Source organism: Cupriavidus sp., from assembly GCF_057315035.1.
Genome location: NZ_DBHKYV010000003.1, coordinates 340,503 through 364,612 on the forward strand (window position 1 = coordinate 340,503; position 24,110 = coordinate 364,612).

Consider the following 24,110-nt stretch of genomic DNA (forward strand, 5'->3'; position numbering starts at 1 on the left):
GGTCGCTACACTTCAGCCTATCGTTGCACGTCTGTTTTCCGGGCGTGCATGCGGTGACGGATCAACCACCAGCCCACAGGGCCCATGACAACCAGACGCCGGCAAGACGACGCCATCCGACCTTCCTATGCCACATATCCTGATCGTTGACGATGACGAAAACGCCTGCGCGGCGTTGGCGGAGATCGTGGCGATTGAAGGCTTCTCTTCCGCCACGGCCGGCAATCTGCGCGAAGCGCGTCTGCAGATAGGCTGGCGTGTGCCCGATGCCATCCTGGCCGACCTGCGCCTGCCCGATGGCAATGGCATGGAACTGTTCGACGAGGTCGGTTCCAGCGGCGTCGAGGTAATCCTGACCACCGGCTATGCCAGCGTGGAGTCTGCCGTCGAGGCATTGCGCCTCGGTGCCACCGACTACCTGGTCAAGCCCATCAACGTTACGCGGTTGCAGACCGTGCTCAAGCGCATCGCCACGACCAGCGAGTTGCGCGCCGAAGTGCATTCATTGCGCGGCGAACTACGCCGCTATGGCCGCTTTGGACGGCTGCTGGGCAGTTCCGAGGCGATGCAGGTAGTCTATGACCAGCTTGGCAAGGTCGGCCCGACCGAAGCTACCGTCCTGCTGATTGGCGAAAGCGGTACGGGCAAGGAATTGGCGGCACAGACCGTGCACGAGTTGTCGGCGCGCCGCCGCCAGCCCTTCCTGGCGGTCAATTGCGGTGCAATTTCACCCACGCTGATCGAAACGGAAATGTTTGGTCACGAGCGCGGCAGCTTTACCGGCGCCGACCGTCAGCACAAGGGGTATTTCGAACGCGCCGACGGCGGCACGCTATTCCTCGATGAAATTACCGAGATGCCGCACGAATTGCAGGTGAAGTTGCTGCGCGTGCTGGAGACCGGTACCTTCATGCGGGTGGGTACCAACCGCGAAACGCATGCGGACGTGCGCGTGCTGGCCGCCACCAACCGCAATCCCGAGGAAGCCGTAGCCGACGGCAAGCTGCGCGCCGACCTGTACCATCGGCTCAATGTATTTCCGATCGAGCTGCCGCCGCTGCGCGCGCGCGGTGAAGACGTGGTGCAGATCGCCAATACGATGCTCGAACAACTCAACGGGGAACAAGGCACGCAACGCCGCTTCTCATCGTCGGTGCTCGAAAGCCTGCGCATGCATGCCTGGCCAGGCAATGTCCGCGAATTGCGCAACTTCGTGCAGCGCGCGTACATCATGGCCGATCAGGATGTCATCACCGAAGTCCAGATTCCGCTGCAGGTAGCGGCCGCGCCCAACGCGGGTGCCGCGGTGGTGTCGGTGCCGGTAGGGATGTCGCTGGCCGAGGCCGATCGCCAGTTGATTTTCGCCACGCTCGAACAGTGCGCCGGCGTGAAGAAGCATGCGGCGGAAATTCTGGGTATCAGTTTGAAGACTTTGTACAACCGTCTGGAAGATTACGCCGCCAAGGGCGAACTGCCCGAAAGTCTGCGTGCGGCGCGTAACGGTGACTCCAACCCGCCTCCGGCCTCGTGAGTGGGGCGACGCACGCACGTTTCGTGCGGTTTGATCCATCGTGGCAAGGCCGATGTACGGGGTAGTGCACGGTTCTTGCGTGGTTCTTGCGTGACAAGGGCAAATGTAGTTCCCGATCGATGACAGAACCGATGGTTGATCATGGCTGATGCCTCGCGCACTCCTTCCGAAGTCAGCGGCGCGCCGTCCCAGGACGACACGCCTTCCGGGCAACTGCCGGTGGTTCACAGCATTGCCGAAGTGACGGCGCTGATCGAGCAGGCCGCGCATGACCTGCGGTCGTCGCTTAACGCGATCCAGAGCTGGAGCTATGTGCTCGATCGTTCGATCGATTCGCTTGCGGCGCCCGCGCAGCGAGCGCTGGACGGCATGCGCTCGGGCATGCAGCAGCAATTGGCACTGATCGAGGAAATGGAGGAGGGCATCCACCTGCTGGCTGACGAGCGCGCGTCGGTATGGGCGGAGTCCGACCTGCGCGTGGTGGCCGAACAGACCATCGACGACAAGCGGCCAGCGGCGGAGGCTCGCGGTGTCATCCTGGCGCCGCTTGAATGCAAGAGTTCCGATGGTGCCGGCTTTATCGTGCCCGGCGATTCATTGCGTATCGGACCGCTGCTGCGGCACTTGCTGGTGCACTGCCTGTGGCGTGCGCCAGCGGGCGGCTCAGTGCGCGTGTTCCTGACTGCCGAGGCCGACTACATCAAGTTCCGCATCACCGAAAGCCAGCCGATCGAGCGCTCGCGCGGAGCTACGCGGCTGGGTGCCTTGACGGACTTCTTTGGTCGCCGCATGCCGCCCGAGGGTAGCCACTCGCCGCGCCAGAGTACGGCCCTGCTACTCACGCGACGCATGGTGGAACTGCAAGGCGCCACACTGACCGCCGAGAACGAGGATTGCGCCGATAACGACAACGTCACGGTGTGCATCGCGGTGCGATTCCCGCGCAAGACGAGCGACGCGAGTAACCCGATTACACCGCCGGCATAAAGCGCTTCTCACGCTACGGTGGCATGCTGGCCCGGGCTTTGCATGATTTCCTGGCAGGGCCCCGCTGACAGGGGTCCGGGATCCGATACTCCACAGGAGAGATGCCATGTCACACGCCCACGCTTCCAAGGGATCGCACAAGCCTTCCGCCAAACGGTCGTCGTCGACGTCGGACAAGACCGGCAGCGGTAAGTCCGACAAGTCGAGCAAGACTTACCAGGCGGCCGTCGACGAATCGCTCGACATGACCTTTCCGGCCAGCGATCCGATTTCCCCGGGTGCTGCCGAGCATGCCGAGAGACAGACCCAGACCCGCCGTGACGATGTGGACTGGACCCTGAAGAAGGGTAGCCAGCATCAGCCGGCCGGCGAAAAAGCCGTTGCCGAGCGCAAAGGCACCAGCGACAAGCACGCTACGCACGACAAGAAGCGGTAGGCAGGAGCACGATGAAAGCGGGCGCCTCGTGCGCCTTCCCACCATTGCATTGCAACATGCCTTGAACGGAGCCTCAGGATGTCTACGATCATCGCAGGACGATTCGATACATTTGCCCGGGCCGAGACCACTGCAACACGACTGATGGCCAAGGGCGTTCGCCAGGACGATCTGACCATGTTCTATGTCAATCCGCCGGGCCAGCATGGCACCTATCCGATAGGTGGCGACGAAGCCGTGGACCCGGCCGCGCGCAAGGCGGGCAAGGGAGCCGGGCGCGGCATGCTGGTTGGCGGCGTGGCTGGCCTGGCGCTGGGCCTATGCCTGGCTGCGGTGGAGCGTGTGTGGTTTGCCGCGTCCGTGCAGCCGTGGGTGCTGGTGCTGGTAATGGCGTTTGCCACCGGTGTGGGCGCCTATGCTGGTTCATTGATGGGCGCGCTCTCGCTGACCAGCCGCCAGCCCACCCCGGTGCGCCATGCCGGTGTCCTGCTGGCGGCACACGTGAGCGCCGACAATACCGCGCTGGTCGCGAACGAGTTGCGCCAGAACGGCGCGCTGGATGTGGAGCGTGCCGAAGGCCAGTGGCGCGACGGTCAGTGGAAGGATTTTGATCCGCTGGCGCCGCCCAGGCCCGCGGTCCGCTGAACGATGAAGACTGTAAAGACTGCAGGTTAGGTATTGCAACCTTTCGAACTTGATTTCCCACGCAGGAGGATCTGCTCATGAAGCCCATTGACCCGCAAGTACCGCCCTCCGGCACGCCCGCCCGCGGCGCGTCGATCATTGGCGATGTTGATCAGAACATGGCTGGATGCGGCCCGTTCGTGATGGCCTCGGACACGCTCGAAGGCAACAAGGTGGTGGACCCCTCTGGCGAGGAGATCGGCACCATCGACCACATCATGCTCGACGTGCTCGGCGGGCGAATTGCCTATGCGGTGATGGCGATGGGCGGTTTCCTCGGTATCGGCGAGAAACTCCATGCGCTGCCGTGGTCGGCGTTGACGCTTGACACGCGCCGGAAATGTTTCGTGCTCGGCGTCGAAAAGGATCGCATCAAGGAAGCGCCCGGGTTTGACAAGGAGCATTGGCCCACCATGGCCAATTCGCAATGGGCCACGAGCATTCACGAGTACTACGGTATCTCGCCGTACTGGGAGAAGGACCGTTACGACCCGTGGGCGTAATGAAGCGTTGAAGTGCCCCTGCCCGCCAATGGCAAATTCAAAGGCGGGCAGGGGTATTTTGCCTGGGGGATCGAGTAGGTCACACCTTGTGATTGACCTGCCCAGGCGGCTTGTCCGACGGGTCGGCCCGCATGCCTGTGGCCTGCACGGGCTGTCCGGGCGGTTGCTGCGGTGCGGGCACGCGCGTGGTAAGCTGGTTCGAGACCCCGAGAATGCCCGGCGGCGTCGATGCCGCCTTCTCGATGCGCTGGGAGATATCGATGTCGTCCACGCGGCCGGTAATCGTTACGCGCCGCGCCACCACATGCACGGCCACGCCATCGGGCATGTCGCCGCCACAGAACTCGGCGATGCATGTTCCCACGCGCTCGCGCAGCAGTTCGTCTTCGTCATCGGGGCTGGTCCGTTCGGGCGCCTGGCTTTCGGTCTGCATCATGGTGGTCCTTAGTCGGTGAGTGATCGACGCGGCGCGGCGTCACGCAACGCCAGGCCACGCCCGGAACTCCGGTGAGACGCAAACGCCATGCCCACGCGGGCGCCCTGGTTCCGGATCGTTGCTTGTAAAAACGACTTGTCACGGTGCCGGATGACATCCTTGTAGGACGACACCGACTGAAACTGCAAGAGGGCGCTCCCTACAATGTAGACAGTCCTGTCAGGCATGGGAGCGTTTCATGCATCAGCCCGCGCATCGTCGCATCCTGCATCTGTTCGACCACTTTGCCGGCGCGGCCACGCGACAGGCCGGTTCACCGGTGGCATTCGTGCTGGCCGTGTTCGTGGTGATGGCATGGGCCGTGACCGGGCCCATGTTCGGCTATTCGGAAACCTGGCAACTGGTCATCAATACCGGTACCACGATCATTACCTTCCTGATGGTCTTCCTGATCCAGCAAAGCCAGAACAAGGATGCGATGGCCGTGCACCTGAAGCTCAACGAGTTGCTGGCGTCGCATCGGGAAGCCAGCAATCACCTGGTTTCGATCGAGGATCTCGATGAAGAGGAACTGCGGCAACTCGTGACCTTCTACCGTCACCTGGCAAAACTTGCCGATGAGGAGGGCGGGGTCAAATGCAGTCATTCGATAGACGAGGCGCAGCAGAACCATGAGGAGAAGGCAAGCTTGCGACGCTCTCGACGCGATGAGCGCCCGGCGCGGCGCGCCGAACGGCGCAACCACACCGCCCAGGCCTAGTAGCGGACGAGGCAATTGATGCAATCCTGAATTCCGATTTCCAACTGGCAAATGCGGCCTGGCCGCAGAGGAGCCTACCTTGGCAACCCCGGCGACTCCCGATGCAGCAGCTACCGCAGTGGCGATGGAAATCGCCGCCCCGGACCCGAATGAACGCGATGTGCACGTGGTGGCATACGGCCGCGCGGATTGCGACGATCCGGCCAGCCACCAGGGCACCACGCTCAAGGGCATCGCCCAGCGTGTGGCGCAGCTTGCCGGTTTCAGGTTTGCCGGCACTTATGACGCTGCAGCGCTGCCGCCCGCGCAGGCGCGTTTCTATTTCGTGCCGGCCGACACGCTGACCGGTGTCGATTGCGCGCGGCAATTGGGCATTACCGGATTGCAGGACCTGCTGGGCGGGGTGGTGCCGCATGCGTTCATTGGCACCAAGGCGATTTCACATGGCCTTGTCGCGCCCGATGCCGCGGCGCCCGCCGGCTGGAGCGAGCCGTTTGCCGAGCGGGTGCGCGCGCATGTGCTGCCAGGGTTTACGGTGTTTTCGCTGGAAGATGCGCGCCGTGCCGGCCGGCAGATGCTGGCCGATGGCAAGGTGCGCCTCAAGGAGCCATGTGGCATCGGCGGCCTGGGCCAGCAGGTGGTGGCGACCGAGAAGGAACTGGATGCCGCGCTGGAAGCCATCGACGCCGCGCGCCTGGCCACCGAAGGGCTGGTTATCGAGCGCAATCTCGATGCCGTCAGGACGTTCAGTGTCGGCCAGGTAGAAATCGGCGATTTGCGTGCGAGCTATTGCGGCACGCAGGACCTGACGCCCAACAATACCGGGCAGCAGGTTTATGGCGGTTCCACGTTGCGTGTGGTGCGCGGTACATTGGAAGACCTGCTGGCGCATCCGGTCGAACTGCATCTGCGCGATGCCGTGCGTGCCGCCATTGCGTATCACGCGGCGGCGGTGGCCTGTTTCCCCGATGTGCTGGTGTCGCGCTCGAACTACGATGTGGCGCTTGGCACGGACCATGGCGTGCCGCGCCTGGGGGTACTCGAGCAATCCTGGCGCGTGGGCGGTGCCACGGGTGCCGAACTGGCGGCCCTGGCGGCGTTCCGGGCCGACCCGCAATGCATGCGCGCCACCGCCAGCACCTGCGAGATCTACGGAGAGAATCCCAACGTGCCGGCCGATGCGGACGTCTACTTCCAGGGCGAAGACCGCAGCGTTGGCGCACTGACCAAATACGCAAGACTGGAGTCCGTATCCGATGGCCACACATGAAGAGTCGATCAAGATCCATACTGAAGGAGGGATGATTGCCGGCACGGTGATCTCGCCAGCCACCAAGTTGCCCGGCGTGCTGTTTGTGCACGGCTGGGGTGGCAGCCAGCAGCAATACCTGGCGCGCGCGCGCGAAGTGGCGGGCCTTGGGGCGGTCTGCATGACCTTCGACCTGACCGGCCATGCCGGCACCGCCGCACAGTACGAGACGGTCAGCCGCATGCGCAACCTGGCCGATGTGCTGGCTGCATATGACATGCTGGTGCGGCATCCCGAAGTGGACCGCAATGCGATTGCCGTGGTGGGCAGCAGCTATGGCGGCTATCTGGCCGCCGTGCTGTGCGAACTGCGTCCGGTCCGCTGGCTCGCGTTTCGGGCACCAGCGCTGTATATGGACAGTGGTTGGGAATCGCCCAAGCGCCAGCTGCATCATGACCAGGATCTGGTTGCCTATCGCCGCAAGGTGGTGGCGGCCGATACCAATCGTGCGCTGCGTGCCTGCACGAATTTCAAAGGCGACGTTCTGGTGGTGGAATCGCAGCACGACAGTATCGTGCCGCACACGGCGGTGCTGAGCTATGTAGATGCCTGCATCCAGGCCAGCTCCATCACGTATCGGGTGCTCAAGGGCGCAGACCATGGTTTGGCGACCGAAGACAGCCAGCGCGCCTATACGAAGTTGCTGCTCGGATGGCTGCGCGAGATGGTGACCGAAGCCCGGACTGGCCCCGCAGTGCCGGCGCGGCCATCGAAGGCTTCCACGGCGCCAAAGGTGCCGCACCCCGACGACGGCCTCGATCCCCAGGGCAGCAAGGAAGATGAACCTCGCGAGCCTCGGGTGGTGGCACTTGCCGGCGACGATGATGACAACGACCCACAAGTCATCGCGGCCAGCCCCCGGCCCGAGCGCCGTTAGCGCTACACGGTTGCAGGACTTGCAAGCTTTGCGATTTGCCACTGCTTGCCAGGTAAGAATTTCAAAGTCGGGGTCTGACGCCGTGTAAAGGCTGGCGTGGACTGGATGGCATGTCTTGTGCGTATGGGCACGCACATGACAACCTCAGATCCGGCCAATTCCGGCAATCCCCCTGCAGACGTGGCAGCCGCCTTGCGCAAGGTCGGTTTGCATTATGTCGACGACAGCGACGCTGGCATTACCAGACGGCGTGCGGGCAAGGGCTTCACCTATATCGGTCCGACTGGCAAGCGCGTGGACGCGGCCACCGTGGCTCGCATCCATGCGCTGGCAATTCCGCCCGCCTACGAAGCGGTCTGGATCTGCGCCGATCCGTGCGGGCATCTGCAGGCCACGGGCCGCGATGCGCGGGGGCGCAAGCAGTACCTCTACCATGCCGACTGGGCGGTACTGCGCGATGCCGACAAGTATGCGCGGCTGATGGCGTTCGGCAACGCCCTGCCGCATCTGCGCGGCCGCGTATCGCGCGATCTGGCGCGCAACGGCATGCCGCGCGAGAAGGTGCTGGCGGCGGTGGTGACCTTGCTCGATGCCACACTGGTGCGCGTGGGCACGCCACGCTATGCCGAACAGAACCGTACATACGGGCTGACCACCCTGCATCGCAAGCATGTGGCGGTGCGCGGCAGTCGCCTGCGCTTCCAGTTCACGGGAAAGAGCGGCGTAACCCACGATGTCTCGGTCAATGACGCACGGCTCGCGCGCATCGTGCGCAATTGCACCGACCTGCCTGGGCAGCGGCTGTTCAAGTACAAGGACAGCGAAGGCCAGGTGCGCGAGATTGGTTCGGCCGACGTCAATGCGTATCTGCAGGAAGTCACCGGCGGTGATTTCACGGCCAAGGATTTCCGCACCTGGGCCGGCAGTGCGCATGCGCTGGCGTTGTTGCGCAAGACTCCAGCCGACAGCGAGACGGCGCGCAAGAAGGCCGTGATCGAAGTGATTCGTGCCGTGGCCAAGCGCCTGCGCAATACCGTGGCGGTCTGCCGTAAATGCTATGTGCATCCCGATGTGTTGGCGGCATTCATGGCCGATACCTTGCAGGCTTTACCGGCACCGCGTGCAGGCGTGCGCCTGCGTGTCGACGAGGCGCGCTTGCTGGCGTTGCTGGAAAGTAGCTGCGCCGCCGGCTTGACGTCGCGCAAGGCCGCATAAGTTGTCCCACCGGCGTCCAACCGGCGTCAGCTTCATACCTGCAGGGCCGGCACGGCTATTGCATCGTTACTGATACCAACAACAAGCAGAAACGCATAGCGATCGAGGTCCAAGGTGGAACACGAAGTCATCAGTTGCCAGCAGGCTGACAGCAGTAGCCCGGCAACCAAGCATTCCGAGGCGCGCCAGACGCTGCCTGCTGCTGATATTCCTTTAATCGAAGTTGCCGCGCTTGCGAAGTCCAGCGAGTCTGCCGGCGTTTCGCTGACCAAACGGCAACTGTCCGCCGCACGGCTGGCTACCTTGGCGCGTTACGGCAAGGGTGGGGTGGCGCGTGCAGTGCGCGGGCCGGATCTGCGTCAGGCACACGTGCTGATGCAGGCGCTGTGCGAAATGCGCGTGGAATTGGGCGAAGATCAGTGGTCGCCGTCCGCGCTCGACAGCCGTCACACCACGACGATGGCGTTGTGGCGCAACCGCGAGCGTGCGTTGTACACGCAAGCCGGTGTCGAGCAAGGTATCGAAGACCGGCTCGATGCTGGCTTCAAGCATGCTCGTAGCGGCAGCCAGCGCGAAGCCGCGGGCGAGTTCAAGCGCGCCTATCTGCTGCTGTGCTGTGTGCTGGCGCTGGCGCGCGATACAGCGCGACGCAGCGCGCGCCACAACGCTGCCGAGGCCCGGCCGGCCTGAACTGCCGCGCGGCTATCGGGCCGGCTTGCACGGCCCGATATAGCCCGGCAGGCCGCGTGCCTTGGTGCTCAACGCGAGCTTCACCGCTTCTGCCAGTGCACCCGCGAACGCGTGGTGGGTATCGAATGGTCCCTCGATATGCTTGCGGAAGAAGTCGGCCCAGCGGAAGTCCGGATACGCGGCCTTGACCTTGCGATAACCTCCTGACAATTGCACGAAGGCTTCCAGGCTGCGATACGGATCGTCGCGCATCGCGTGGATATCCGGGGGCAGTTCCTTGAGCGGGCGCCGCCTGCCATGTTCGTCGTAGGGATGGACCATGTGGGTGGCCACCATCTGTTGCCAGAACTTGCGCTCGGAAAGATGGCTCAGGTCCGCGCGCACGATCGCCGGCACCATCACGATGCCCATCTCGTGCCAGGCGCGGACCCAGTGGTGGTGGTCGACAACGTAGAGCGATTGCTCGGGCCCGAGTACCACGTGAATGCGATGTTTGTCGAGAAAGCGCGGCAGGTCCGCGTGTGACAGGCGACGCGTGACGTGAATCTTCTGCGCCACGTGGTAGCCCCCTACGGTGATCTGCGTAGGCCGCAGATGATCGACCGGAACCATCAGTGCAGCGCCTTCCCTGAGTAGCCTGACCGGCTTCTTCTTCGTTGACGCTTTCGTTATCGCTTTCGTTGATGCTTTTGTTGGCTTCTTCGCTTCGGCCGTTCTTTGCGATTCTTGCTTCGTCATGGCGTGTTGGTTCCGGAGCATGCGGTGTCCGGATTACAGCAAGCTTCGTGCCCTGGGTGGGATGAACCCGCATGTGCCTGCGGCAAACCTTGCCACGGCTTGTAATGGTTACGCGAGGGCAGGTGAAGCGAAGGCGCCGGATTGCCGCTGGGTGCCGTTGCCGGCGCGGCACGGAATTTGCGCCTCACATGTCCAATGGCAATGCAATGCCGCGAGATTCGTCAGGAAAACCATGTCTACCCCCAGCAAGCTCCCTCCGCAGCACCAGGACCAGCAACCGGGCCTGGAAAGTGAGATGGTCCCGCAGCCCGATAGCGGTTCAGACGACTATGTCGGGAGCGGAAAACTGCGTGGCAAGGTCGCGCTGGTGACCGGCGGCGACAGCGGTATTGGCCGGGCCATCGCCGTGGCGTTCGCCAGGGAAGGGGCGGACGTCGCGTTCGCGTACCTTGATGAGCACGAGGATGCCGCGGAGACCGAGCGCCTGATCGTCGAAGCCGGACAGCGGGCATTGGCCATTGCGGGAGATCTTGGCGAGGTGGCTCACGCCGACAAGGTCGTATCCGACACCGTAGCGCAGTTTGGATGTCTCGATATTCTTGTGAACAATGCCGCGGAGCAACATCCGCAACCCTCGCTCGAGGATGTCAGCGACGCACAGCTCGAGTCCACGTTCCGCACCAATGTGTTTGCCATGTTCCATGTGACACGCGCGGCGTTGCCTCATCTGTGCAAGGGTGCGACCATCCTCAATACCACATCGGTCACCGCCTACCGGGGTAGCGCGCATCTGCTCGATTACTCGGCCACCAAGGGGGCGATTGTCGCTTTCACGCGTTCCCTGGCACTTCAGGTGGTCAAGCGCGGGATTCGCGTCAATGGTGTGGCGCCGGGGCCGATCTGGACCCCATTGATCCCGTCAACATTCAGTGCGGAGGAGGTCGCGGAATTCGGCAAGAAGACGCCCATGGAACGTCCGGGGCAGCCTTTCGAGGTGGCAGCCGGCTATGTGTTCCTGGCTTCCGATGCCGCGAGCTATATCACAGGCCAGGTCCTCCATATCAACGGCGGGGAAGTGGTCAATGCCTGACCACGATATTTGCCGCTACACCTGATCACAGGGAGAACGATCATGTCATCGATTGTCGCCGGTCGCTTCGCCTCCATTCCGGAGGCCGAGAAGGTAGCGCAGAAGCTGTATGCGCGCGGATTTTCGGTCTGGGATGTATCCATCATGTCGGTGGACCCCGGCGGCGCGCGGCCGCCCGGCGTTCTGCTGGCCGCTCGCGCCAAGGGCGAGCGGCGCGACGAGGCGCTGGATGCGCTGCGCGAAGGCGGCGCCTGCGATTGCGAGCGCGCCAGTGGCAAATGGGAAGGCGGGCAGTGGAGCGACTTCGACCCGCATCACCTGCCTTCACTGGTCGACGCACCGGAAGGCGAATGCTGGCCAATGCCCGGCACGCGCAATGGCAACGTAGCGCGGAACGACCATGCCGCGCCGGTGGCCCAGGAGGCAGTGGCTGAAGACAGTACCGGCAATGAGGATCCAGGCAGTGAGCTCGAGCACTACGTCGACCGTCAGGTCGCGGGCCACAGCTGATCCGGCCGCACGCCGATGGGACACAAGACGACGGCGGATCTCGACACGCTACGGCCCACGCAGATCACGCTGGGCTTGTACCAGGTGCACGAGAAAATGGATGTCAGTGGGCGGCCACGCGGTCAGGCCGCGCGAACGCGCTTCATGAACAGTCATCGCATCCAGACCATTGCCGGACCCGGCGGCGCGTTGTTTATCGCCGATCATCACCATTGGGCACGTGCATGGCTGGAACTCGGCTGGCACCAGGCGCCGGTGGAAATCCTGGATGACCTCAGCGCGCTGTCGCCGGGGAAGTTCTGGAAGCGCATGCGTGAATTGGGCCATCTGCATCCGTACGATGAACATGGCAAACACCTCGATGCCAAGGCATTGCCATCGACATTGATGGGAATGCGCGACGATCCGTATCGCAGCCTGGCGGCATTCACGCGTAATGCGGGAGCGTATCGCAAGCCCGGCAATGCCTATGGCGATTTCCAGTGGGCCGCGTTTTTTCGCCGGCATGTTGAAGAGGATATGCACAGCATTGCCGGCTTTGCGCGGGCCATGACACTGGCCATTCCACTTGCACGAAGCAGCAAGGCGAGAAAATTGCCGGGGTTTGTGGGAAGGTGCGAGGGGATGTAGGGGGAGGTGTGGGGGCGTGCGCGATCCGTCGCCGTGGGTTGAACTGTTTGCCCTCTCCCCCGGCCCCTCTCCCGCGTCACGGGAGAGGGGAGAGAAGGCTTAGCTCTTGGACTTGTGCGTTGGCTTGCCCTTTTGCTTGGTGCTTGCCATTTTCTTGAGTTCGGTCTCGCTCATGGACTTGGCCATCGACTTCGATGCGCCTTTGAGTGTGCTGGCTTTACGTTCGCCGCGCTTGGCCGAGAGCGCTGCGCCCGCCGCCATTTGTTGTGCCTTCGATTTGGCTGGCATGTCGATCTCCTTTATATGCGGCCCAAGACGACCAGGAGCACGACGATCACGACGATCAGCCCAAGGCCACCACTCGGGCCATAGCCCCAGCCGGAGCTATACGGCCAGGTCGGCAATGCGCCAACCAGCAGCAGGATAAGGATGATCAGAAGAATGGTGCCGATGCCCATATTGCGCTCCTTGTTGTGGTTCTGGCGGCGCGGCGGAGATAGTGCTGCCGCGCGGCTGTCCCGATGCTTCAAGGTTAGGACAGCACCAGTGCGCACTGAGGCGGGCAAGGGCTGAAATCAGTGTAGGAATAAGACGACGCCTGATCAGCACATCAGCACATCGGCACATCGGCACATCGGCACATCGGCACTTCAACAAATCAGAAAGCGGCGCTGTAGATGGCGAAGGCATCGGCTTCACGTACTTCGCGCGGATTGTTCACGAGCAGGCGGGTCTGCAGCATCGCATCGCTGGCCATGCGTGCCAGGTCGCTTTCCTTGACGCCCACTTCGCGCAATGTGCGTGGAATGCCAGTGGCTGCCACCAGGCCTTCGATATGAGCGATCAGCGCGGCCGTCTTGGTCTCTTCACTGCCGGTGGTGCCGGGCAGGACCACATCGCACAGTTCAGCGTAGCGCTTGCAGGCTGCCGGTGCGTTGAACTTCATCACATGTGGCAGTACCAGCGCGTTGGACAGGCCATGGGCTACGTGGAAGATGCCGCCAATCGGATAAGCCAGTGCATGCACGGCCGCGACCGGCGAGTTGGCGAAGGACTGGCCCGCGAACATCGCCCCCAGCAACATCGCCTCGCGCGCGGCGCGATCGTTGCCGTTATCGCATGCACGCATCAGGTTCTGCGACAGCAGTTGCAGCGCCTGCACGGCCAGCATGTCGGAGACCGGGTTCTTCAGGTGCGCGCTGGTATAGGCCTCGATGGCATGCACCATGGCGTCGATACCCGTTGCCGCCGTGGCGCCGCGCGGCAGGCCCAGCGTCAGTTCGGCATCCAGGATGGCAAGGTCGGCAAACAATTGCGGAGCGACCACGCCCATCTTGGTGGTTTCGCCCGTGGTGACGATCGAAACCGCGGTGACCTCGGATCCGGTACCGGCCGTGGTGGGCATCTGCACGAGCGGCAGGCGTGTGCCGGTGACCTTCTTCACGCCATACATGTCCTTGATCGACTGCGTGGCCGGCAGCAGTACCGCGATCAGCTTGGCCACGTCCATCGATGAGCCGCCGCCCAGCCCGAGCACCACTTCGGCATTGGCCTGGCGCGCGCGTTCGGTAGCGTCGAGCACTACATGCTCGGGTGGGTCGGCGATGACGTCGTCGATCACGGTGACCTGCCAGTCGTGCCTGGCAAGGTCGTCCAGCGCGGGCGCCAGCAGGCCGCTCCTGGCCAGGAACCCGTCGGTCACGACGCACAGGCGCCGCGCCTGCGGCCACGTCTCGCGCAGCAATGCGCCAAGCCGGCGCGCGGCACCGAACTCGACGACCATCGTCGGCACGGTCTGAAAGCGGAACGGGTTCATGGTGTCTCCGGATCTGGGAATGTTTTGTAGTTGTGCTCCCCTCTCCCGCCGTGCGGGAGAGGGGAGCAAACATATACCAACAGCAGATTTTTACATCTGCAGGCAAAGATACTTGATTTCGAGGTATTCCTCGATACCGTGACGTGAGCCTTCGCGGCCGACGCCCGATTGCTTGATGCCGCCAAACGGTGCCACCTCATTCGAGATCAGGCCGGTATTGAGTCCGACCATGCCGTACTCGAGCGCTTCACCGGTGCGCCATGCGCGGGCGATGTCGCGGGTATAGAGGTAAGCGGCCAGGCCGTATTCGGTGGCGTTGGCGGCGGCCACGGCTTCTTCATCGTGCTTGAAGCGGAACAGCGGCGCCACCGGCCCGAAGATTTCCTCGCGTGCCATGCGCATGTCGGCCGTGGCATCGGCGATCACGGTCGGCGTGTAGAACGTGCCGCCCAACTTGTGCACGCCGCCGCCCGCGATCACGCGTCCACCCTTGGACGTCGCGTCATCCACCAGCGATACGACCTTTTCGATGGCCTTGTCCTCGATCAGCGGACCGATCACGACACCGTCTTCAAGACCATTGCCAACACGCAACTGGCTGGTGCGTTCGGCGAACTTCGCCGCGAATGCATCGTAGATGCCGTCCTGGATGTAGAAGCGGTTGGCGCAGACGCAGGTCTGGCCGCCATTGCGGTACTTGGCGGCAATCGCGCCTTCCACGGCCGCGTCCACATCGGCATCGTCGAAGACGATGAATGGCGCATTGCCGCCCAGTTCCAGCGACAGTCGCTTCACGGTCGGCGCTGACTGTGCCATCAGGATGCGACCCACTTCGGTGGAACCGGTGAACGACAGCTTGCGTACGATCGGGCTGCCGGTCAGCACCGCGCCAATCGTCTTGGCATCGCCGGTTACCACCTGCAGCACGCCGGCCGGCACGCCGGCACGGTGGGCCAGTTCAGCCAGGGCGAACGCGGACAGCGGTGTCAGCTCGGCCGGCTTGATGACGATGGCGCAGCCCGCGGCCAGTGCCGGGGCTGCCTTGCGCGTGATCATCGCGGCCGGGAAATTCCACGGCGTGATGGCGGCGCAGACACCTACCGGCTGGCGTAGCGTAACCAGGCGTTTGTCTGCGGCAGGCGTGGCCAGTACCTCGCCGTCCACGCGCTTGCCCTCCTCGGCGAACCACTCGATAAAGCTGGCCGCGTAGGTGATCTCGCCCTTGGCCTCGGCCAGCGGCTTGCCTTGCTCGCGCGTCATCAGGTAGGCGAGGTCATCGGCGTTGGCGAGCATCAGGTCAAACCAGCGGCGCAGGATGCTTGCACGCTCCTTGCCGGTCTTGGCCGCCCAGCCTTTCTGGGCCTTTTCCGCGGCCGCGATGGCGCGGGTGGTTTCCGCGGCGCCCAGATCGGCCACCTTGGCGATGATCTCGCCCGTGGCGGGGTCGGTAACGTCGAAGGTCGCGCCGGACTCGGCGGCGGTCCATTGGCCATCGACATAGGCCAGTTGCTTGAACAGCGAAGGATCCTTGAGTTGCATGGCGAATTTCCCGGATAAGAGCTTGAACGAGAACAAGGCAGAACACCGACTTGTCTTCGTTCAATAGATTGAACTATATTCGATATGTCGAACGATGGTCAGATCATACGCCCATGTCTGGCAGACCGCCAGTGGGAGTGACCGTTCCGTTTTGCCTGCCCAGTACAATCGCGTCCATGCCCAAGTCCGCCTACTCCTTATCCGATGACGATGCCGGTACAGCGTCGGCCGCCAGGCCAACGTCGCCAGCCGTGGTGCGAGCCGTGCAAGTGCTCGATGCCATCGCCGCCGCGTCAGTGCCGCTGACGCTGGCCGACCTGACCCGGCTCACCGGTGCCCCGAAAAGCTCGCTGCACGGCATGTGCGAAACGCTGGTGCAACTGCAACTGGTCAAGCGTCTTGCCGGCGGGGCGATGGCCTTGGGACCGCATGTGATGACCTGGGCCAACGCCTTCCTTTCGCAGACGCAGATCACGGAAGAGTTTCGCGGGCTGTGGGGGCAGACCGATGCGTTTCACGATGCCACGGTGACGTTGTCGACCATGGAGGGTGTCGAGGTTGTCTACCTGGCCTGCCAGAATGGCGACCATCCGCTCGGCGTGACATTCCGCATCGGCATGCGGCTACCTGCGCCCTATACCGCAACCGGCAAGGCAATGCTCAGCACGCTGTCGACCGCCGATGTGCACCGGCTGTTTGCCAATGGCTTGCCGCCGCCACTGACGCGCGCCAGTGTGGCCAACGCCGAGGCCCTGGTCGAGGAGCTTGCGCAGGTGCGCGCGGTGGGGTATTCGGTCGACAACGGCCAGATGCGCGAAGGCATGACCTGCTATGGCGCGCCAGTGTTCGATGCGTTGCAGTCGCGTGCGGCCGGTGCCATAGCGGTCAGCTTCCTGTCCAGCGAAATCGATGTCGCCACTGGCGAACGCATTGGCCAGCAGGTGCGCGCACTGGCCGACCAGCTTTCGGCGCGGCTCGGCGCCCGCGCCTGACAACCGGCATTTGCGCGTGGTCAAAGGCCTGGACTCGTAGAATCGCTAGCATCCGGGGGGTCCCTTTCCTGATCCCACGCGATGACATCAACCTCGGCGAACCCGGTTCGCCGCCCCCAACTGGTAGCGCCGGCCGGCTCGCTCGCGGCGCTACGGATGGCGCTGCAGCACGGCGCCGACGCGGTTTACCTGGGCCTGCGCGATGCCACCAATGCGCGCAATTTCGGCGGCCTGAATTTTAGCGAGGACGACATCCGCACCGGCGTGGCCGAGGCCCACGCGCGCGGTGCCGAGGTGCTGTTCGCCATCAATACGTTTGCGCAGATGGGGCAGGTCGAGCGCTGGCACCATGCCGTGGACGCGGCGGCCGCGCTCGGTGCCGACGCCGTGATCATGGCTGACGCCGGCCTGATTGCCTATGCGGCGCGACGCCATCCGTCACTGCGCATTCATCTTTCGGTACAGGGCTCCGCCACGCATGCCGATGCCATCGAGTTGATGCGCGAGCAGTTTGGCATTCGCCGCGTGGTATTGCCACGCGTGCTGTCGGTGCCGCAGATCGCAAAGCTGGCCAGGCAGACCGATATCGAACTGGAAGTATTCGGTTTCGGCAGCCTGTGCGTCATGGCCGAGGGGCGTTGCCTGCTGTCTTCCTACGCCACCGGCGATTCGCCCAATAACAAGGGCGTGTGCTCGCCAGCCCATGCGGTGCGCTGGGACGAGCAGGACGGCACCATGCATGCACGGTTGTCCGGAATCCTGATCGACAGCTATGCGCCGGGCGAACCCGCCGGCTATCCCACGCTCTGCAAGGGACGTTTCACGGTCGAGGGCGAGCGCGGCTACGTGCTGGAGGAACCGACCAGCCTCAACGCGGTGTCCTTGCTGCCGGCCCTGATCGATATCGGCATTGCCGCCATCAAGATCGAAGGGCGCCAGCGCAGCCCGCGCTACGTGGCCGATGTCGTTGGCGTGCTGCGTGCCGCCATCGACGATGCCTGCCGTGACCCGCGGCGTTTCGTGCCGCGCCAGGACTGGCAGGCCACGCTGGGCCGCCACGCCGAAGGCGACCAGGTCACCCAGGGCGCGTACGACCGCCCGTGGCGCTGACATTCACCTCCATGCAATTCACACCGCCAGGACAAGCCATGGCAACCACAAACCAACCGAACCCGGCGCCGTTTCGCATCGCGCTGGGACCGCTGCTGTACTACTGGCCGCGTGCCGACGTGCTGCGGTTCTACGCGGCGGTGGCTGAATCGGCCATCGACCGTGTGTACCTGGGCGAAGCCGTTTGCACGCGCCGACATGAAATGCGCTTCGCGGACTGGCTCGACATAGCTCAGATGCTGCGCGAGTCCGGCAAGCAGGTGGTGCTGTCCACGCCAGTGCTGGTGGAATCGGACAGCGATATCGCGGTGATGCGTCGGGTCTGCGCACAAGATGATTTCCTGGTGGAGGCCAACGACCTCGGTGCCGTGCATTGCCGCACGCGCCGTGCGTTTGTCGCTGGACCGCATCTCAATGTCTACCATGCCGATACGCTGGCCTGGCTTGGCGGGCTGGGCGCGCACGGATGCACCGTGCCCGTGGAGATGGATGGCGCAACGATGATGGCGCTGGCAGCGGCGCGCCCCGCCGGCATGACGCTGGAGGCCATGGTCTGGGGCCGCATGCCGCTGGCGTTTTCGGCGCGCTGCTTTACCGCGCGCCATCATCGCCTGCGCAAGGATGCCTGTGAATTCCGCTGCATCGAGTATCCCGATGGCCTGGTGGCCAACACCGGTGAAGGGCAGGCGTTCTTCACGCTCAACGGCATTCAGACCCAGTCGGCCACCTGCCTCGACCTGTGCGGCAATGTGGCGAGCATGGCCGGCGCTGGAATTGACTACATGCGCGTCAGCCCGCATGCCACGGGCACGCTGGAAGTGGTGGCCCATCTCGATGCAATCCGTAGCGGCCTGCGCGTAGCATCGCCAAGCAATGTGATGCCAGCCGATGCGGCACCGAGCAATGGCTACTGGACCGGCGCGCCAGGCATCTGCTGGGCAGCGCAGGAGAGGGCCGGCATATGAGCGGACTGAATGTGAATGCGGTACTGATGCGTGTCCATCGCCATATGCCCGCGCCGATGCGCGCTGCGCCACTGGTGATGGCACTCGAAGCCATGCGTCGGGCTGGTTGGCTTGCGCCGCCTGCCGCGCTCGATGGCCGCACGTTCTCGCTGACGGTCGACGATATGGGGCTCGAGGTGCGTTTTCATTGCGCTAACGGACGCTTCCTGCCAGGGCCGTTCCAGCATCGCGAGACCGACTTGACGCTGCGTGCGGGCGCGCTGAGCTACCTGCGGCTGATCGGCGGCGATGCCGATACCGATACGCTGTTCTTCCAGCGGCGCCTGTCGATTCGTGGCGACACGGCACTGGGCCTGGAGGTCAAGTATTGGCTCGATGCCGCGCCACGCCCCGGCTGGCTGGCCGTGCTGGCGCAGCGGCTGTCGCTGTTGTTTCCGGAGCCGCGCGCGGCTTGACCAAGTGCGCGGCTGCGGCAAGAGGTGGCAGGGTGGTCAGAACTCCGGCATGGCTCCGCCATAACGCGAGCCACGTTGCTTGAAGCACTGGTTGGCCTGCAATGCCGCGCATGGGGCATCGACCAGTCCGCCGACGGTCTGGAAGCGTGCCAGCGTCACGTTGAGCTCAGCGGCGCTGCGCGCGCGGACCATTGCGAAGAGGTTGTACTGCCACACCGGAAGCCGCCGCGTCCTGCGAAAGCACATGGTGACGTGCTGCACCTCGGCAATCCGCGAGCCAATTGCATCGACACGCGCATCGGGCACGTTCCAGACGCACATCACGTTATGCGTGTAGCCGAAGTGGCGATGCCGCAGGATCGCGCCAAACCGGCGAATCAGGCCCGCGTTACGCCAGTTCGTCAGTCTTGCCAGCGTTTCCGATGCCGCCAGGCCGGTGCGTCGCGCCAATGCGTGGTACGGCCGCGGTGTCAGCGGCAGACCCGCTTCCAGCGCGGTGGCCAGTCGCCAGTCTGCATCGTCGAACTCACGCTGTTCCAGCGGCCCGAGTATCCGTGCCGCTTGCGGTGCCTGCGTCGACGTGCGGCGTGCGCAGCGCGTGAGGCCCAGCGGCAAGCCCAGATCGGCTCGATATTCGCGTTCCAGTGGCAGGTCGATCGGTTTCTGGCCCACATCGGCGGCAATGCGCGCCAGTACGCCATCGAGCTCCGGGCGGTCGCGCGCACCGGCCACGAACCACAGGTTGTAGCGATGCCCGTCGCGCGCGTGGCTCTGGCTGATATCGGGGTCGCCATTGATACGCTCGACCACGCGCTCCATGCGGGCAGGTGGCACCGCCAGCGCCGCCACGGTGCTGGCACCTATCGCGTTGGGCGCGAAAATGGCGCCGATGCGGCTGATGCGTCCGTTGCCAAGGTCGCGCGCAAGCAAGCTCAGGATGGTGCGTTCGCAGACGCCGAAGGCTTCGCCGGTACGCTGATACGGGCGGTCGTGTAGTGGAAAGTCGTGCTGGATATGGTCGTAGAGTTTGGTTTCGTCGAACATGGCGAGCGATCTGGACGGTCGGGACAATGCGTGTGCAATGCACGGAGTCGATGCGCAGGCGCCGAATGTTGCGATGAACCGGAGCACGCCCGCATCATGCGGGCATCATCATCGTGAAGTTATGCGGTTATCTCGTTGACACTTATCAAGCTGTGTAGAGATGGTGCGAGGCAGGTGTCTTCAGTGTGTTGCGAACGCCGTCGTCATTCGAGTAGTGGTATGTGACGTAAGTGCCATTTATGTAGCGGACCGCTGGCGCAATACGCCTCCAGGTGGGCCGGCCTTGGGTCCCGGCCAATCCTGATCTACATTGATCTGTTACGGCCGCTTGGACGGAACGCTGCCGCGTGTGCACAGATGTTGCCTAATTTTTGAGCAGTCCAGTGCGATGCCGCACAGACACGGGCGTAGCGGTTCGATATGGCAGGATATCCACAGTTTCTGTGGATATCCTCAACGTATCCTCGCCCACAGTCGCGCAGCGGCAATTCGCATATGCTGGCGCATCAACCTCGGTCAATTGTCAGCTTCGTGCTCGCTATGCGCAGGATTCGGATTGCCGCAGTGTCTTCTGTCGTGCTTTTGGCCTGGCCACTGGCGGGTTGCGTGACGCAATACCGCGTACCCTCCGACGCGCCCTATGCCAGCGTGCGCCTGATGACCAGTACCGATGACCGCACGACATTCAACGTACTGGACCCGGCCAAGTGTCCGACGCCGCGGCCACTGGTGCTGGCCGGCATGGGCAAGCAGCTTGCCTCGATGGGTCGCGATTCCACGCTGGAGATGGCCGGCAGTTCGCCAGAGCCGCCATCGCGCACGCGCGAACGCAAGGTATTACCGGGCAAGCGGATTTTCGTGGCCGTGACATCGTACGTGGCGCCGCCGGCCGATGATGCCCGCTGCGCGGCAGGGGTGTCGTTTATCCCGCAGGTCAATGCGCAATACGAGATTCGCTACACGCGCGATGACGCCGCAACGCACTGCGCGGCGCAAGTCATGCGGCTGCAGCCGCTGGCGGATGGAGGGGCGAGCGTGGCGCCCGAGCCCACGCAGCAGGGTTTCCGGGCGCTGCGAGCGGAATATCTGTGCGAGGCGCGCTAAGGCGTGCCTCGCAAAACCATAAGCCGATCAGGCTGCCTGTTCGATCAGGAAGCGCTCCGGGCGCTTGCCTAGCCATGCCGGTGCACGGCCGCGGCCGGACCACGTCTTGCCGGACTTCGGATCGCGGTACTTCGGGGGCAGCGCCGCCGTCGTCTTGCGTGCCGCACCCACTGCGATACTCGTGCCGGCCGGACGGCCGCGGCGGCGCTTCGGTGCAATATCGTCGACGGTCAGATCATAATCGGCCATCAGTTGGCGAATCTGCTCGATCACGCTGGCCACTTCATTCGCGCGCACTTCGCTGAGCTTGGCTTCCAGTGCTTCTTTTTCGGCCAGTAGTTGCTTGTAGGTTGGCATTCTTGGATCCCCGTTCAGATTGGCGGCTGCCGCAATATTGCCGCAAGCGTGTCCGCATAGAAAAATATTACAAGAACCATCCGGAAAAGCACGATAAAAGCACGATTCAAACGCGAATCGAGAAAGAAATCGTAAGGGATTTGGCAAAAAAGACGCGCAGCCACTACCTTTTACCGGATCCGCCTTGCGCTGGCACGATGCAGGGTCGGTTATTTCATGATTTGCACCGCATCGCATCGTAACCACAACTGCTAATAGGAGGCAATATGGCAACCCGAATTTTCGTCAATCTTCCGGTTCGCGATCTCGATAAGTCGATCGCTTTCTTTAGCCGGCTCGGCTTCCGCTTCAATCCCCAATTTACCGATCAGACCGCAACTTGCATGATTGTCAGCGATGATATTTTTGTCATGTTGCTGACTGAGGCAAAGTTCCGTACCTTCACGCCGAATGAAATCTGCGACGCGCGCAGATTTACAGAGGTACTGGTGTGCCTGTCAGTGGAAAATCGTGCACGGGTGGATGCCATGGTGCGCGATGCGCTGGCCGCGGGCGGCACGACCTACAAGCCGCCACAGGATCTGGGATTTATGTATGGCCATGGTTTCCAGGATCTCGATGGCCATATCTGGGAACTGGTTTATATGGATCCTGCTGCAAGCGGCGCGGCCCAATAAAAAAACCCCCGGGAGGAAAGCTCCGGGGGTGGTAAATCCACCGGTATCCCAGGTGGAGGAGACAACCTTGCGGACGCCGCAGGCGTCCGCGAAATCAAAGAAGTCTTTATCAGATGGCCCAGCCACCGGCATAGAACGCGGCCAATGCCACTGCGATGGCTACCGTGCCGATATTGAGCTTGCGCCATTCGCCCGCGACAATGCGGCCGATGACCAGCGTGCAGAAGCCGAGCATGATGCCGGTGACAATATTGCAGGTCAGCACAATGAACACGGCGCAAACCAGGCCCGACAGCGAATCGACCAGATCGTCCATATGCAGGCGCGAAACGCTCGACAGCATCAGCAGGCCCACGTACATCAATGCGGGTGCCGTGGCGTACGACGGTACGAGCCCGGCCAGCGGCGAGAAGAACATCACGGCCAGGAACAATACGCCGACGGTGACCGCAGCCAGTCCGGTGCGCGCGCCCGCGGCCACGCCGACCGTGGATTCGATGTAGGCCGCGGCCGGTGCGCCGCCGAAGAACGCCGAGAAGATAGAGCTGACCGAATCGGCGGTCAGTGCACGGCCACCATTGTGGATACGGCCCGTGGCGTCGAGCTGGTTGGCCTGGCCGGCCACCGCGCGAATCGTGCCGGTAGCGTCGAAGACCGCGGTCATGACCAGCGCCAACACGCTGGGCAATACGGCAGCCGACAGCGCACCGCGAATATCCATGGCACCGATCAGCGAGGCATGGCCAGGCGTGGACAGCGACGGCAGCGCGAAGATGCCGGTGAACTTCACGGCCGGATCGAAGATCAGGCCAAGCGCCGAGATGCCGACGATCACCAGCAGGATGCCGCCAGGCACGCGCCGGCGTTCCAGGCCGAAGATCGCGGCCAGGCCCAGTACCGACATCATCACCGGGAAGGCCGTGATGTGGCCCAGCGCCACTGGCAGGCCCGGGCCGGGATTCTTCACCACGAGTCCGACTTCGTTCGAGGCAATCAGCAGCAGGAACAGGCCGATGCCGATGCCCGCGCCGTGCGCCACGCCGGCTGGCAGGTTGCGCAGGATCCAGGAGCGCACGCCGGTGACCGAGATCGCGGTAAACACCACGCCCATCAGGAACACGGCGCCGAGCGCGACGGACGGTGACAGTTTCTGGCCCAGCACCAGGCCAAAGGCCATGAACGCGGTAAGCGAGATGGCGCAGCCGATGGCGATCGGCAGCTTGGCCCACAGGCCCATCAGCAGCGATCCGAATGCCGTGGTCAGGCACACGGCCACGAATACGGCGCTGGTATCGAAGCCGGCCTTGCCCAGCATGCCGGGCACGACGAATACGGCATAGACCATCGCCATGAAGGTGGTGATGCCGGCTACGACTTCGCGGCGCTGCGTGCTGCCGCGCTCGCTGATCTGGAAATACTGGTCGACCGGGCCTCCGGATTTCTGGGGGGCGGCCTCGACGTCCGTGACGGACGGATACGGCTGTTCGATCATGCTCTGTCTCCTTGCAGGGGCGCTGCGCGCGTCCGCGTACGGATCGGGCGTCAGCCTCGTCTCACGTGGTTCCGGGTGAGGGCGGAGGTCCCGTTGGCATCGGCAAGGGGTGCGGGTGTCTCGTTCCTCGGTGTCCGGCCACTTGGGCCGGGGCCGGTCGACT

General features: G+C 63.6%; 28 protein-coding genes. 19 read left to right on the plus strand and 9 right to left on the minus strand.

Annotated elements, in window-relative coordinates; all coding sequences use genetic code 11:
* Positions 1-127: 127 nt before the first annotated feature.
* The 5 genes from ACO550_RS07925 to ACO550_RS07945 all read left to right on the plus strand — a co-directional run bounded on the left by ACO550_RS07925 (position 128) and on the right by ACO550_RS07945 (position 4,141).
* The gene (locus ACO550_RS07925) at positions 128-1,531 is read left to right on the plus strand and encodes a sigma 54-interacting transcriptional regulator (RefSeq protein WP_315593569.1); all 1,404 of its coding nucleotides are present in this window, start codon (positions 128-130) and stop codon (positions 1,529-1,531) included.
* Positions 1,532-1,672: 141 nt separating this feature from the next.
* Positions 1,673-2,518, plus strand: coding sequence for a sensor histidine kinase (locus ACO550_RS07930; protein ID WP_315593568.1), 846 nt, complete (start codon positions 1,673-1,675; stop codon positions 2,516-2,518).
* Between the two features lie 106 nt (positions 2,519-2,624).
* On the plus strand, positions 2,625-2,954 hold the full coding sequence (locus ACO550_RS07935; protein ID WP_315593567.1) for a hypothetical protein: 330 nt from the start codon (positions 2,625-2,627) through the stop codon (positions 2,952-2,954).
* Between the two features lie 78 nt (positions 2,955-3,032).
* Positions 3,033-3,599, plus strand: coding sequence for a hypothetical protein (locus ACO550_RS07940; protein ID WP_315593566.1), 567 nt, complete (start codon positions 3,033-3,035; stop codon positions 3,597-3,599).
* 77 nt (positions 3,600-3,676) lie between these two features.
* The gene (locus tag ACO550_RS07945) at positions 3,677-4,141 is read left to right on the plus strand and encodes a PRC-barrel domain-containing protein (protein ID WP_315593565.1); all 465 of its coding nucleotides are present in this window, start codon (positions 3,677-3,679) and stop codon (positions 4,139-4,141) included.
* Between the two features lie 79 nt (positions 4,142-4,220).
* Here ACO550_RS07945 and ACO550_RS07950 read toward each other — a convergent pair whose 3' ends face one another.
* Positions 4,221-4,577, minus strand: a complete 357-nt coding sequence (locus ACO550_RS07950; protein WP_315593564.1) for a BON domain-containing protein — start codon at positions 4,575-4,577, stop codon at positions 4,221-4,223.
* A 238-nt stretch (positions 4,578-4,815) separates the two neighbouring features.
* On the opposite strand from ACO550_RS07950, the gene ACO550_RS07955 reads away from it, so the two are divergent.
* The 5 genes from ACO550_RS07955 (at position 4,816) to ACO550_RS07975 (ending at position 9,428) form a co-directional block, all read left to right on the plus strand.
* Positions 4,816-5,337, plus strand: coding sequence for a low affinity iron permease family protein (locus ACO550_RS07955; RefSeq protein WP_315593563.1), 522 nt, complete (start codon positions 4,816-4,818; stop codon positions 5,335-5,337).
* A 79-nt stretch (positions 5,338-5,416) separates the two neighbouring features.
* Entirely contained in the window at positions 5,417-6,607 is a 1,191-nt protein-coding gene (locus tag ACO550_RS07960; protein WP_315593562.1) for a DUF3182 family protein, read from the plus strand.
* Positions 6,594-7,523: an alpha/beta hydrolase family protein gene (locus ACO550_RS07965; protein ID WP_315593561.1), complete on the plus strand. Its 930-nt coding sequence runs from the start codon at positions 6,594-6,596 to the stop codon at positions 7,521-7,523. The genes ACO550_RS07960 and ACO550_RS07965 overlap by 14 nt, the downstream gene beginning before the upstream one ends.
* A gap of 135 nt (positions 7,524-7,658) precedes the next feature.
* The gene (locus tag ACO550_RS07970) at positions 7,659-8,738 is read left to right on the plus strand and encodes a DNA topoisomerase IB (RefSeq protein ID WP_315593560.1); all 1,080 of its coding nucleotides are present in this window, start codon (positions 7,659-7,661) and stop codon (positions 8,736-8,738) included.
* Positions 8,739-8,852: 114 nt separating this feature from the next.
* On the plus strand, positions 8,853-9,428 hold the full coding sequence (locus ACO550_RS07975) for a hypothetical protein (RefSeq protein WP_315593559.1): 576 nt from the start codon (positions 8,853-8,855) through the stop codon (positions 9,426-9,428).
* Between the two features lie 12 nt (positions 9,429-9,440).
* On the opposite strand, the gene ACO550_RS07980 is transcribed toward ACO550_RS07975, so the two are convergent.
* Positions 9,441-10,040 carry a ParB-like protein gene (locus ACO550_RS07980; protein ID WP_315593592.1) on the minus strand — a complete coding sequence of 200 codons (600 nt, stop codon included), beginning with the start codon at positions 10,038-10,040 and terminating at the stop codon, positions 9,441-9,443.
* Positions 10,041-10,398: 358 nt separating this feature from the next.
* On the opposite strand from ACO550_RS07980, the gene ACO550_RS07985 reads away from it, so the two are divergent.
* From ACO550_RS07985 to ACO550_RS07995, 3 genes are read left to right on the plus strand one after another with little or no spacing between them, the layout of a single operon-like run.
* Entirely contained in the window at positions 10,399-11,256 is an 858-nt protein-coding gene (locus tag ACO550_RS07985; RefSeq protein ID WP_315593558.1) for an SDR family oxidoreductase, read from the plus strand.
* Between the two features lie 42 nt (positions 11,257-11,298).
* Positions 11,299-11,766: a hypothetical protein gene (locus ACO550_RS07990; RefSeq protein WP_315593557.1), complete on the plus strand. Its 468-nt coding sequence runs from the start codon at positions 11,299-11,301 to the stop codon at positions 11,764-11,766.
* A 15-nt stretch (positions 11,767-11,781) separates the two neighbouring features.
* Positions 11,782-12,396, plus strand: coding sequence for a ParB-like protein (locus tag ACO550_RS07995; RefSeq protein WP_315593556.1), 615 nt, complete (start codon positions 11,782-11,784; stop codon positions 12,394-12,396).
* A 99-nt stretch (positions 12,397-12,495) separates the two neighbouring features.
* Here ACO550_RS07995 and ACO550_RS08000 read toward each other — a convergent pair whose 3' ends face one another.
* The 4 genes from ACO550_RS08000 to ACO550_RS08015 all read right to left on the minus strand — a co-directional run bounded on the left by ACO550_RS08000 (position 12,496) and on the right by ACO550_RS08015 (position 15,751).
* Complete coding sequence (locus ACO550_RS08000; protein ID WP_315593555.1) at positions 12,496-12,684, minus strand: DUF3008 family protein; 189 nt, start codon at positions 12,682-12,684, stop codon at positions 12,496-12,498.
* Positions 12,685-12,695: 11 nt separating this feature from the next.
* Positions 12,696-12,854, minus strand: a complete 159-nt coding sequence (locus ACO550_RS08005) for a DUF3309 family protein (protein WP_315593554.1) — start codon at positions 12,852-12,854, stop codon at positions 12,696-12,698.
* Positions 12,855-13,054: 200 nt separating this feature from the next.
* Entirely contained in the window at positions 13,055-14,212 is a 1,158-nt protein-coding gene (locus ACO550_RS08010) for an iron-containing alcohol dehydrogenase (RefSeq protein WP_315593553.1), read from the minus strand.
* A gap of 90 nt (positions 14,213-14,302) precedes the next feature.
* Positions 14,303-15,751 carry an NAD-dependent succinate-semialdehyde dehydrogenase gene (locus ACO550_RS08015; protein WP_315593552.1) on the minus strand — a complete coding sequence of 483 codons (1,449 nt, stop codon included), beginning with the start codon at positions 15,749-15,751 and terminating at the stop codon, positions 14,303-14,305.
* Between the two features lie 176 nt (positions 15,752-15,927).
* Between ACO550_RS08015 and ACO550_RS08020 the strand changes: the two genes are divergently transcribed.
* From ACO550_RS08020 to ubiT, 4 genes are all read left to right on the plus strand, one after another.
* Entirely contained in the window at positions 15,928-16,743 is an 816-nt protein-coding gene (locus ACO550_RS08020; protein ID WP_315593551.1) for an IclR family transcriptional regulator domain-containing protein, read from the plus strand.
* Between the two features lie 81 nt (positions 16,744-16,824).
* Positions 16,825-17,853 (plus strand): ubiquinone anaerobic biosynthesis protein UbiU, encoded by a 1,029-nt coding sequence (gene ubiU, locus ACO550_RS08025; protein WP_315593550.1) that lies wholly within the window; start codon positions 16,825-16,827, stop codon positions 17,851-17,853.
* Between the two features lie 38 nt (positions 17,854-17,891).
* Positions 17,892-18,818 (plus strand): U32 family peptidase, encoded by a 927-nt coding sequence (locus tag ACO550_RS08030; protein WP_315593549.1) that lies wholly within the window; start codon positions 17,892-17,894, stop codon positions 18,816-18,818.
* Positions 18,815-19,273: a ubiquinone anaerobic biosynthesis accessory factor UbiT gene (ubiT, locus tag ACO550_RS08035; RefSeq protein ID WP_315593548.1), complete on the plus strand. Its 459-nt coding sequence runs from the start codon at positions 18,815-18,817 to the stop codon at positions 19,271-19,273. The genes ACO550_RS08030 and ubiT overlap by 4 nt, the downstream gene beginning before the upstream one ends.
* 36 nt (positions 19,274-19,309) lie before the next feature.
* Here ubiT and ahbB read toward each other — a convergent pair whose 3' ends face one another.
* Entirely contained in the window at positions 19,310-20,317 is a 1,008-nt protein-coding gene (gene ahbB / locus ACO550_RS08040; protein WP_315593547.1) for a siroheme decarboxylase subunit beta, read from the minus strand.
* Between the two features lie 564 nt (positions 20,318-20,881).
* On the opposite strand from ahbB, the gene ACO550_RS08045 reads away from it, so the two are divergent.
* Entirely contained in the window at positions 20,882-21,421 is a 540-nt protein-coding gene (locus tag ACO550_RS08045) for a hypothetical protein (RefSeq protein WP_315593546.1), read from the plus strand.
* Positions 21,422-21,448: 27 nt separating this feature from the next.
* Here the strand turns inward: ACO550_RS08045 and ACO550_RS08050 are convergent, their stop codons facing one another.
* Positions 21,449-21,778, minus strand: a complete 330-nt coding sequence (locus ACO550_RS08050; RefSeq protein ID WP_315593545.1) for an H-NS family nucleoid-associated regulatory protein — start codon at positions 21,776-21,778, stop codon at positions 21,449-21,451.
* A gap of 266 nt (positions 21,779-22,044) precedes the next feature.
* On the opposite strand from ACO550_RS08050, the gene ACO550_RS08055 reads away from it, so the two are divergent.
* On the plus strand, positions 22,045-22,455 hold the full coding sequence (locus ACO550_RS08055; protein WP_315593544.1) for a VOC family protein: 411 nt from the start codon (positions 22,045-22,047) through the stop codon (positions 22,453-22,455).
* Between the two features lie 109 nt (positions 22,456-22,564).
* Here ACO550_RS08055 and ACO550_RS08060 read toward each other — a convergent pair whose 3' ends face one another.
* Positions 22,565-23,947 (minus strand): solute carrier family 23 protein, encoded by a 1,383-nt coding sequence (locus ACO550_RS08060; RefSeq protein WP_315593543.1) that lies wholly within the window; start codon positions 23,945-23,947, stop codon positions 22,565-22,567.
* Positions 23,948-24,110 lie beyond the last annotated feature (163 nt).

Coding starts and splice junctions, on each gene's coding strand:
- ACO550_RS07925 (WP_315593569.1), top strand. CDS start 128: ATGCCACATATCCTGATCGTTGACGATGACGAAAACGCCTGCGCGGCG.
- ACO550_RS07930 (WP_315593568.1), top strand. CDS start 1,673: ATGGCTGATGCCTCGCGCACTCCTTCCGAAGTCAGCGGCGCGCCGTCC.
- ACO550_RS07935 (WP_315593567.1), top strand. CDS start 2,625: ATGTCACACGCCCACGCTTCCAAGGGATCGCACAAGCCTTCCGCCAAA.
- ACO550_RS07940 (WP_315593566.1), top strand. CDS start 3,033: ATGTCTACGATCATCGCAGGACGATTCGATACATTTGCCCGGGCCGAG.
- ACO550_RS07945 (WP_315593565.1), top strand. CDS start 3,677: ATGAAGCCCATTGACCCGCAAGTACCGCCCTCCGGCACGCCCGCCCGC.
- ACO550_RS07950 (WP_315593564.1), bottom strand. CDS start 4,577: ATGATGCAGACCGAAAGCCAGGCGCCCGAACGGACCAGCCCCGATGAC.
- ACO550_RS07955 (WP_315593563.1), top strand. CDS start 4,816: ATGCATCAGCCCGCGCATCGTCGCATCCTGCATCTGTTCGACCACTTT.
- ACO550_RS07965 (WP_315593561.1), top strand. CDS start 6,594: ATGGCCACACATGAAGAGTCGATCAAGATCCATACTGAAGGAGGGATG.
- ACO550_RS07970 (WP_315593560.1), top strand. CDS start 7,659: ATGACAACCTCAGATCCGGCCAATTCCGGCAATCCCCCTGCAGACGTG.
- ACO550_RS07980 (WP_315593592.1), bottom strand. CDS start 10,040: ATGGTTCCGGTCGATCATCTGCGGCCTACGCAGATCACCGTAGGGGGC.
- ACO550_RS07985 (WP_315593558.1), top strand. CDS start 10,399: ATGTCTACCCCCAGCAAGCTCCCTCCGCAGCACCAGGACCAGCAACCG.
- ACO550_RS07990 (WP_315593557.1), top strand. CDS start 11,299: ATGTCATCGATTGTCGCCGGTCGCTTCGCCTCCATTCCGGAGGCCGAG.
- ACO550_RS07995 (WP_315593556.1), top strand. CDS start 11,782: ATGGGACACAAGACGACGGCGGATCTCGACACGCTACGGCCCACGCAG.
- ACO550_RS08000 (WP_315593555.1), bottom strand. CDS start 12,684: ATGCCAGCCAAATCGAAGGCACAACAAATGGCGGCGGGCGCAGCGCTC.
- ACO550_RS08005 (WP_315593554.1), bottom strand. CDS start 12,854: ATGGGCATCGGCACCATTCTTCTGATCATCCTTATCCTGCTGCTGGTT.
- ACO550_RS08010 (WP_315593553.1), bottom strand. CDS start 14,212: ATGAACCCGTTCCGCTTTCAGACCGTGCCGACGATGGTCGTCGAGTTC.
- ACO550_RS08015 (WP_315593552.1), bottom strand. CDS start 15,751: ATGCAACTCAAGGATCCTTCGCTGTTCAAGCAACTGGCCTATGTCGAT.
- ACO550_RS08020 (WP_315593551.1), top strand. CDS start 15,928: ATGCCCAAGTCCGCCTACTCCTTATCCGATGACGATGCCGGTACAGCG.
- ubiU (WP_315593550.1), top strand. CDS start 16,825: ATGACATCAACCTCGGCGAACCCGGTTCGCCGCCCCCAACTGGTAGCG.
- ACO550_RS08030 (WP_315593549.1), top strand. CDS start 17,892: ATGGCAACCACAAACCAACCGAACCCGGCGCCGTTTCGCATCGCGCTG.
- ubiT (WP_315593548.1), top strand. CDS start 18,815: ATGAGCGGACTGAATGTGAATGCGGTACTGATGCGTGTCCATCGCCAT.
- ahbB (WP_315593547.1), bottom strand. CDS start 20,317: ATGTTCGACGAAACCAAACTCTACGACCATATCCAGCACGACTTTCCA.
- ACO550_RS08050 (WP_315593545.1), bottom strand. CDS start 21,778: ATGCCAACCTACAAGCAACTACTGGCCGAAAAAGAAGCACTGGAAGCC.
- ACO550_RS08055 (WP_315593544.1), top strand. CDS start 22,045: ATGGCAACCCGAATTTTCGTCAATCTTCCGGTTCGCGATCTCGATAAG.
- ACO550_RS08060 (WP_315593543.1), bottom strand. CDS start 23,947: ATGATCGAACAGCCGTATCCGTCCGTCACGGACGTCGAGGCCGCCCCC.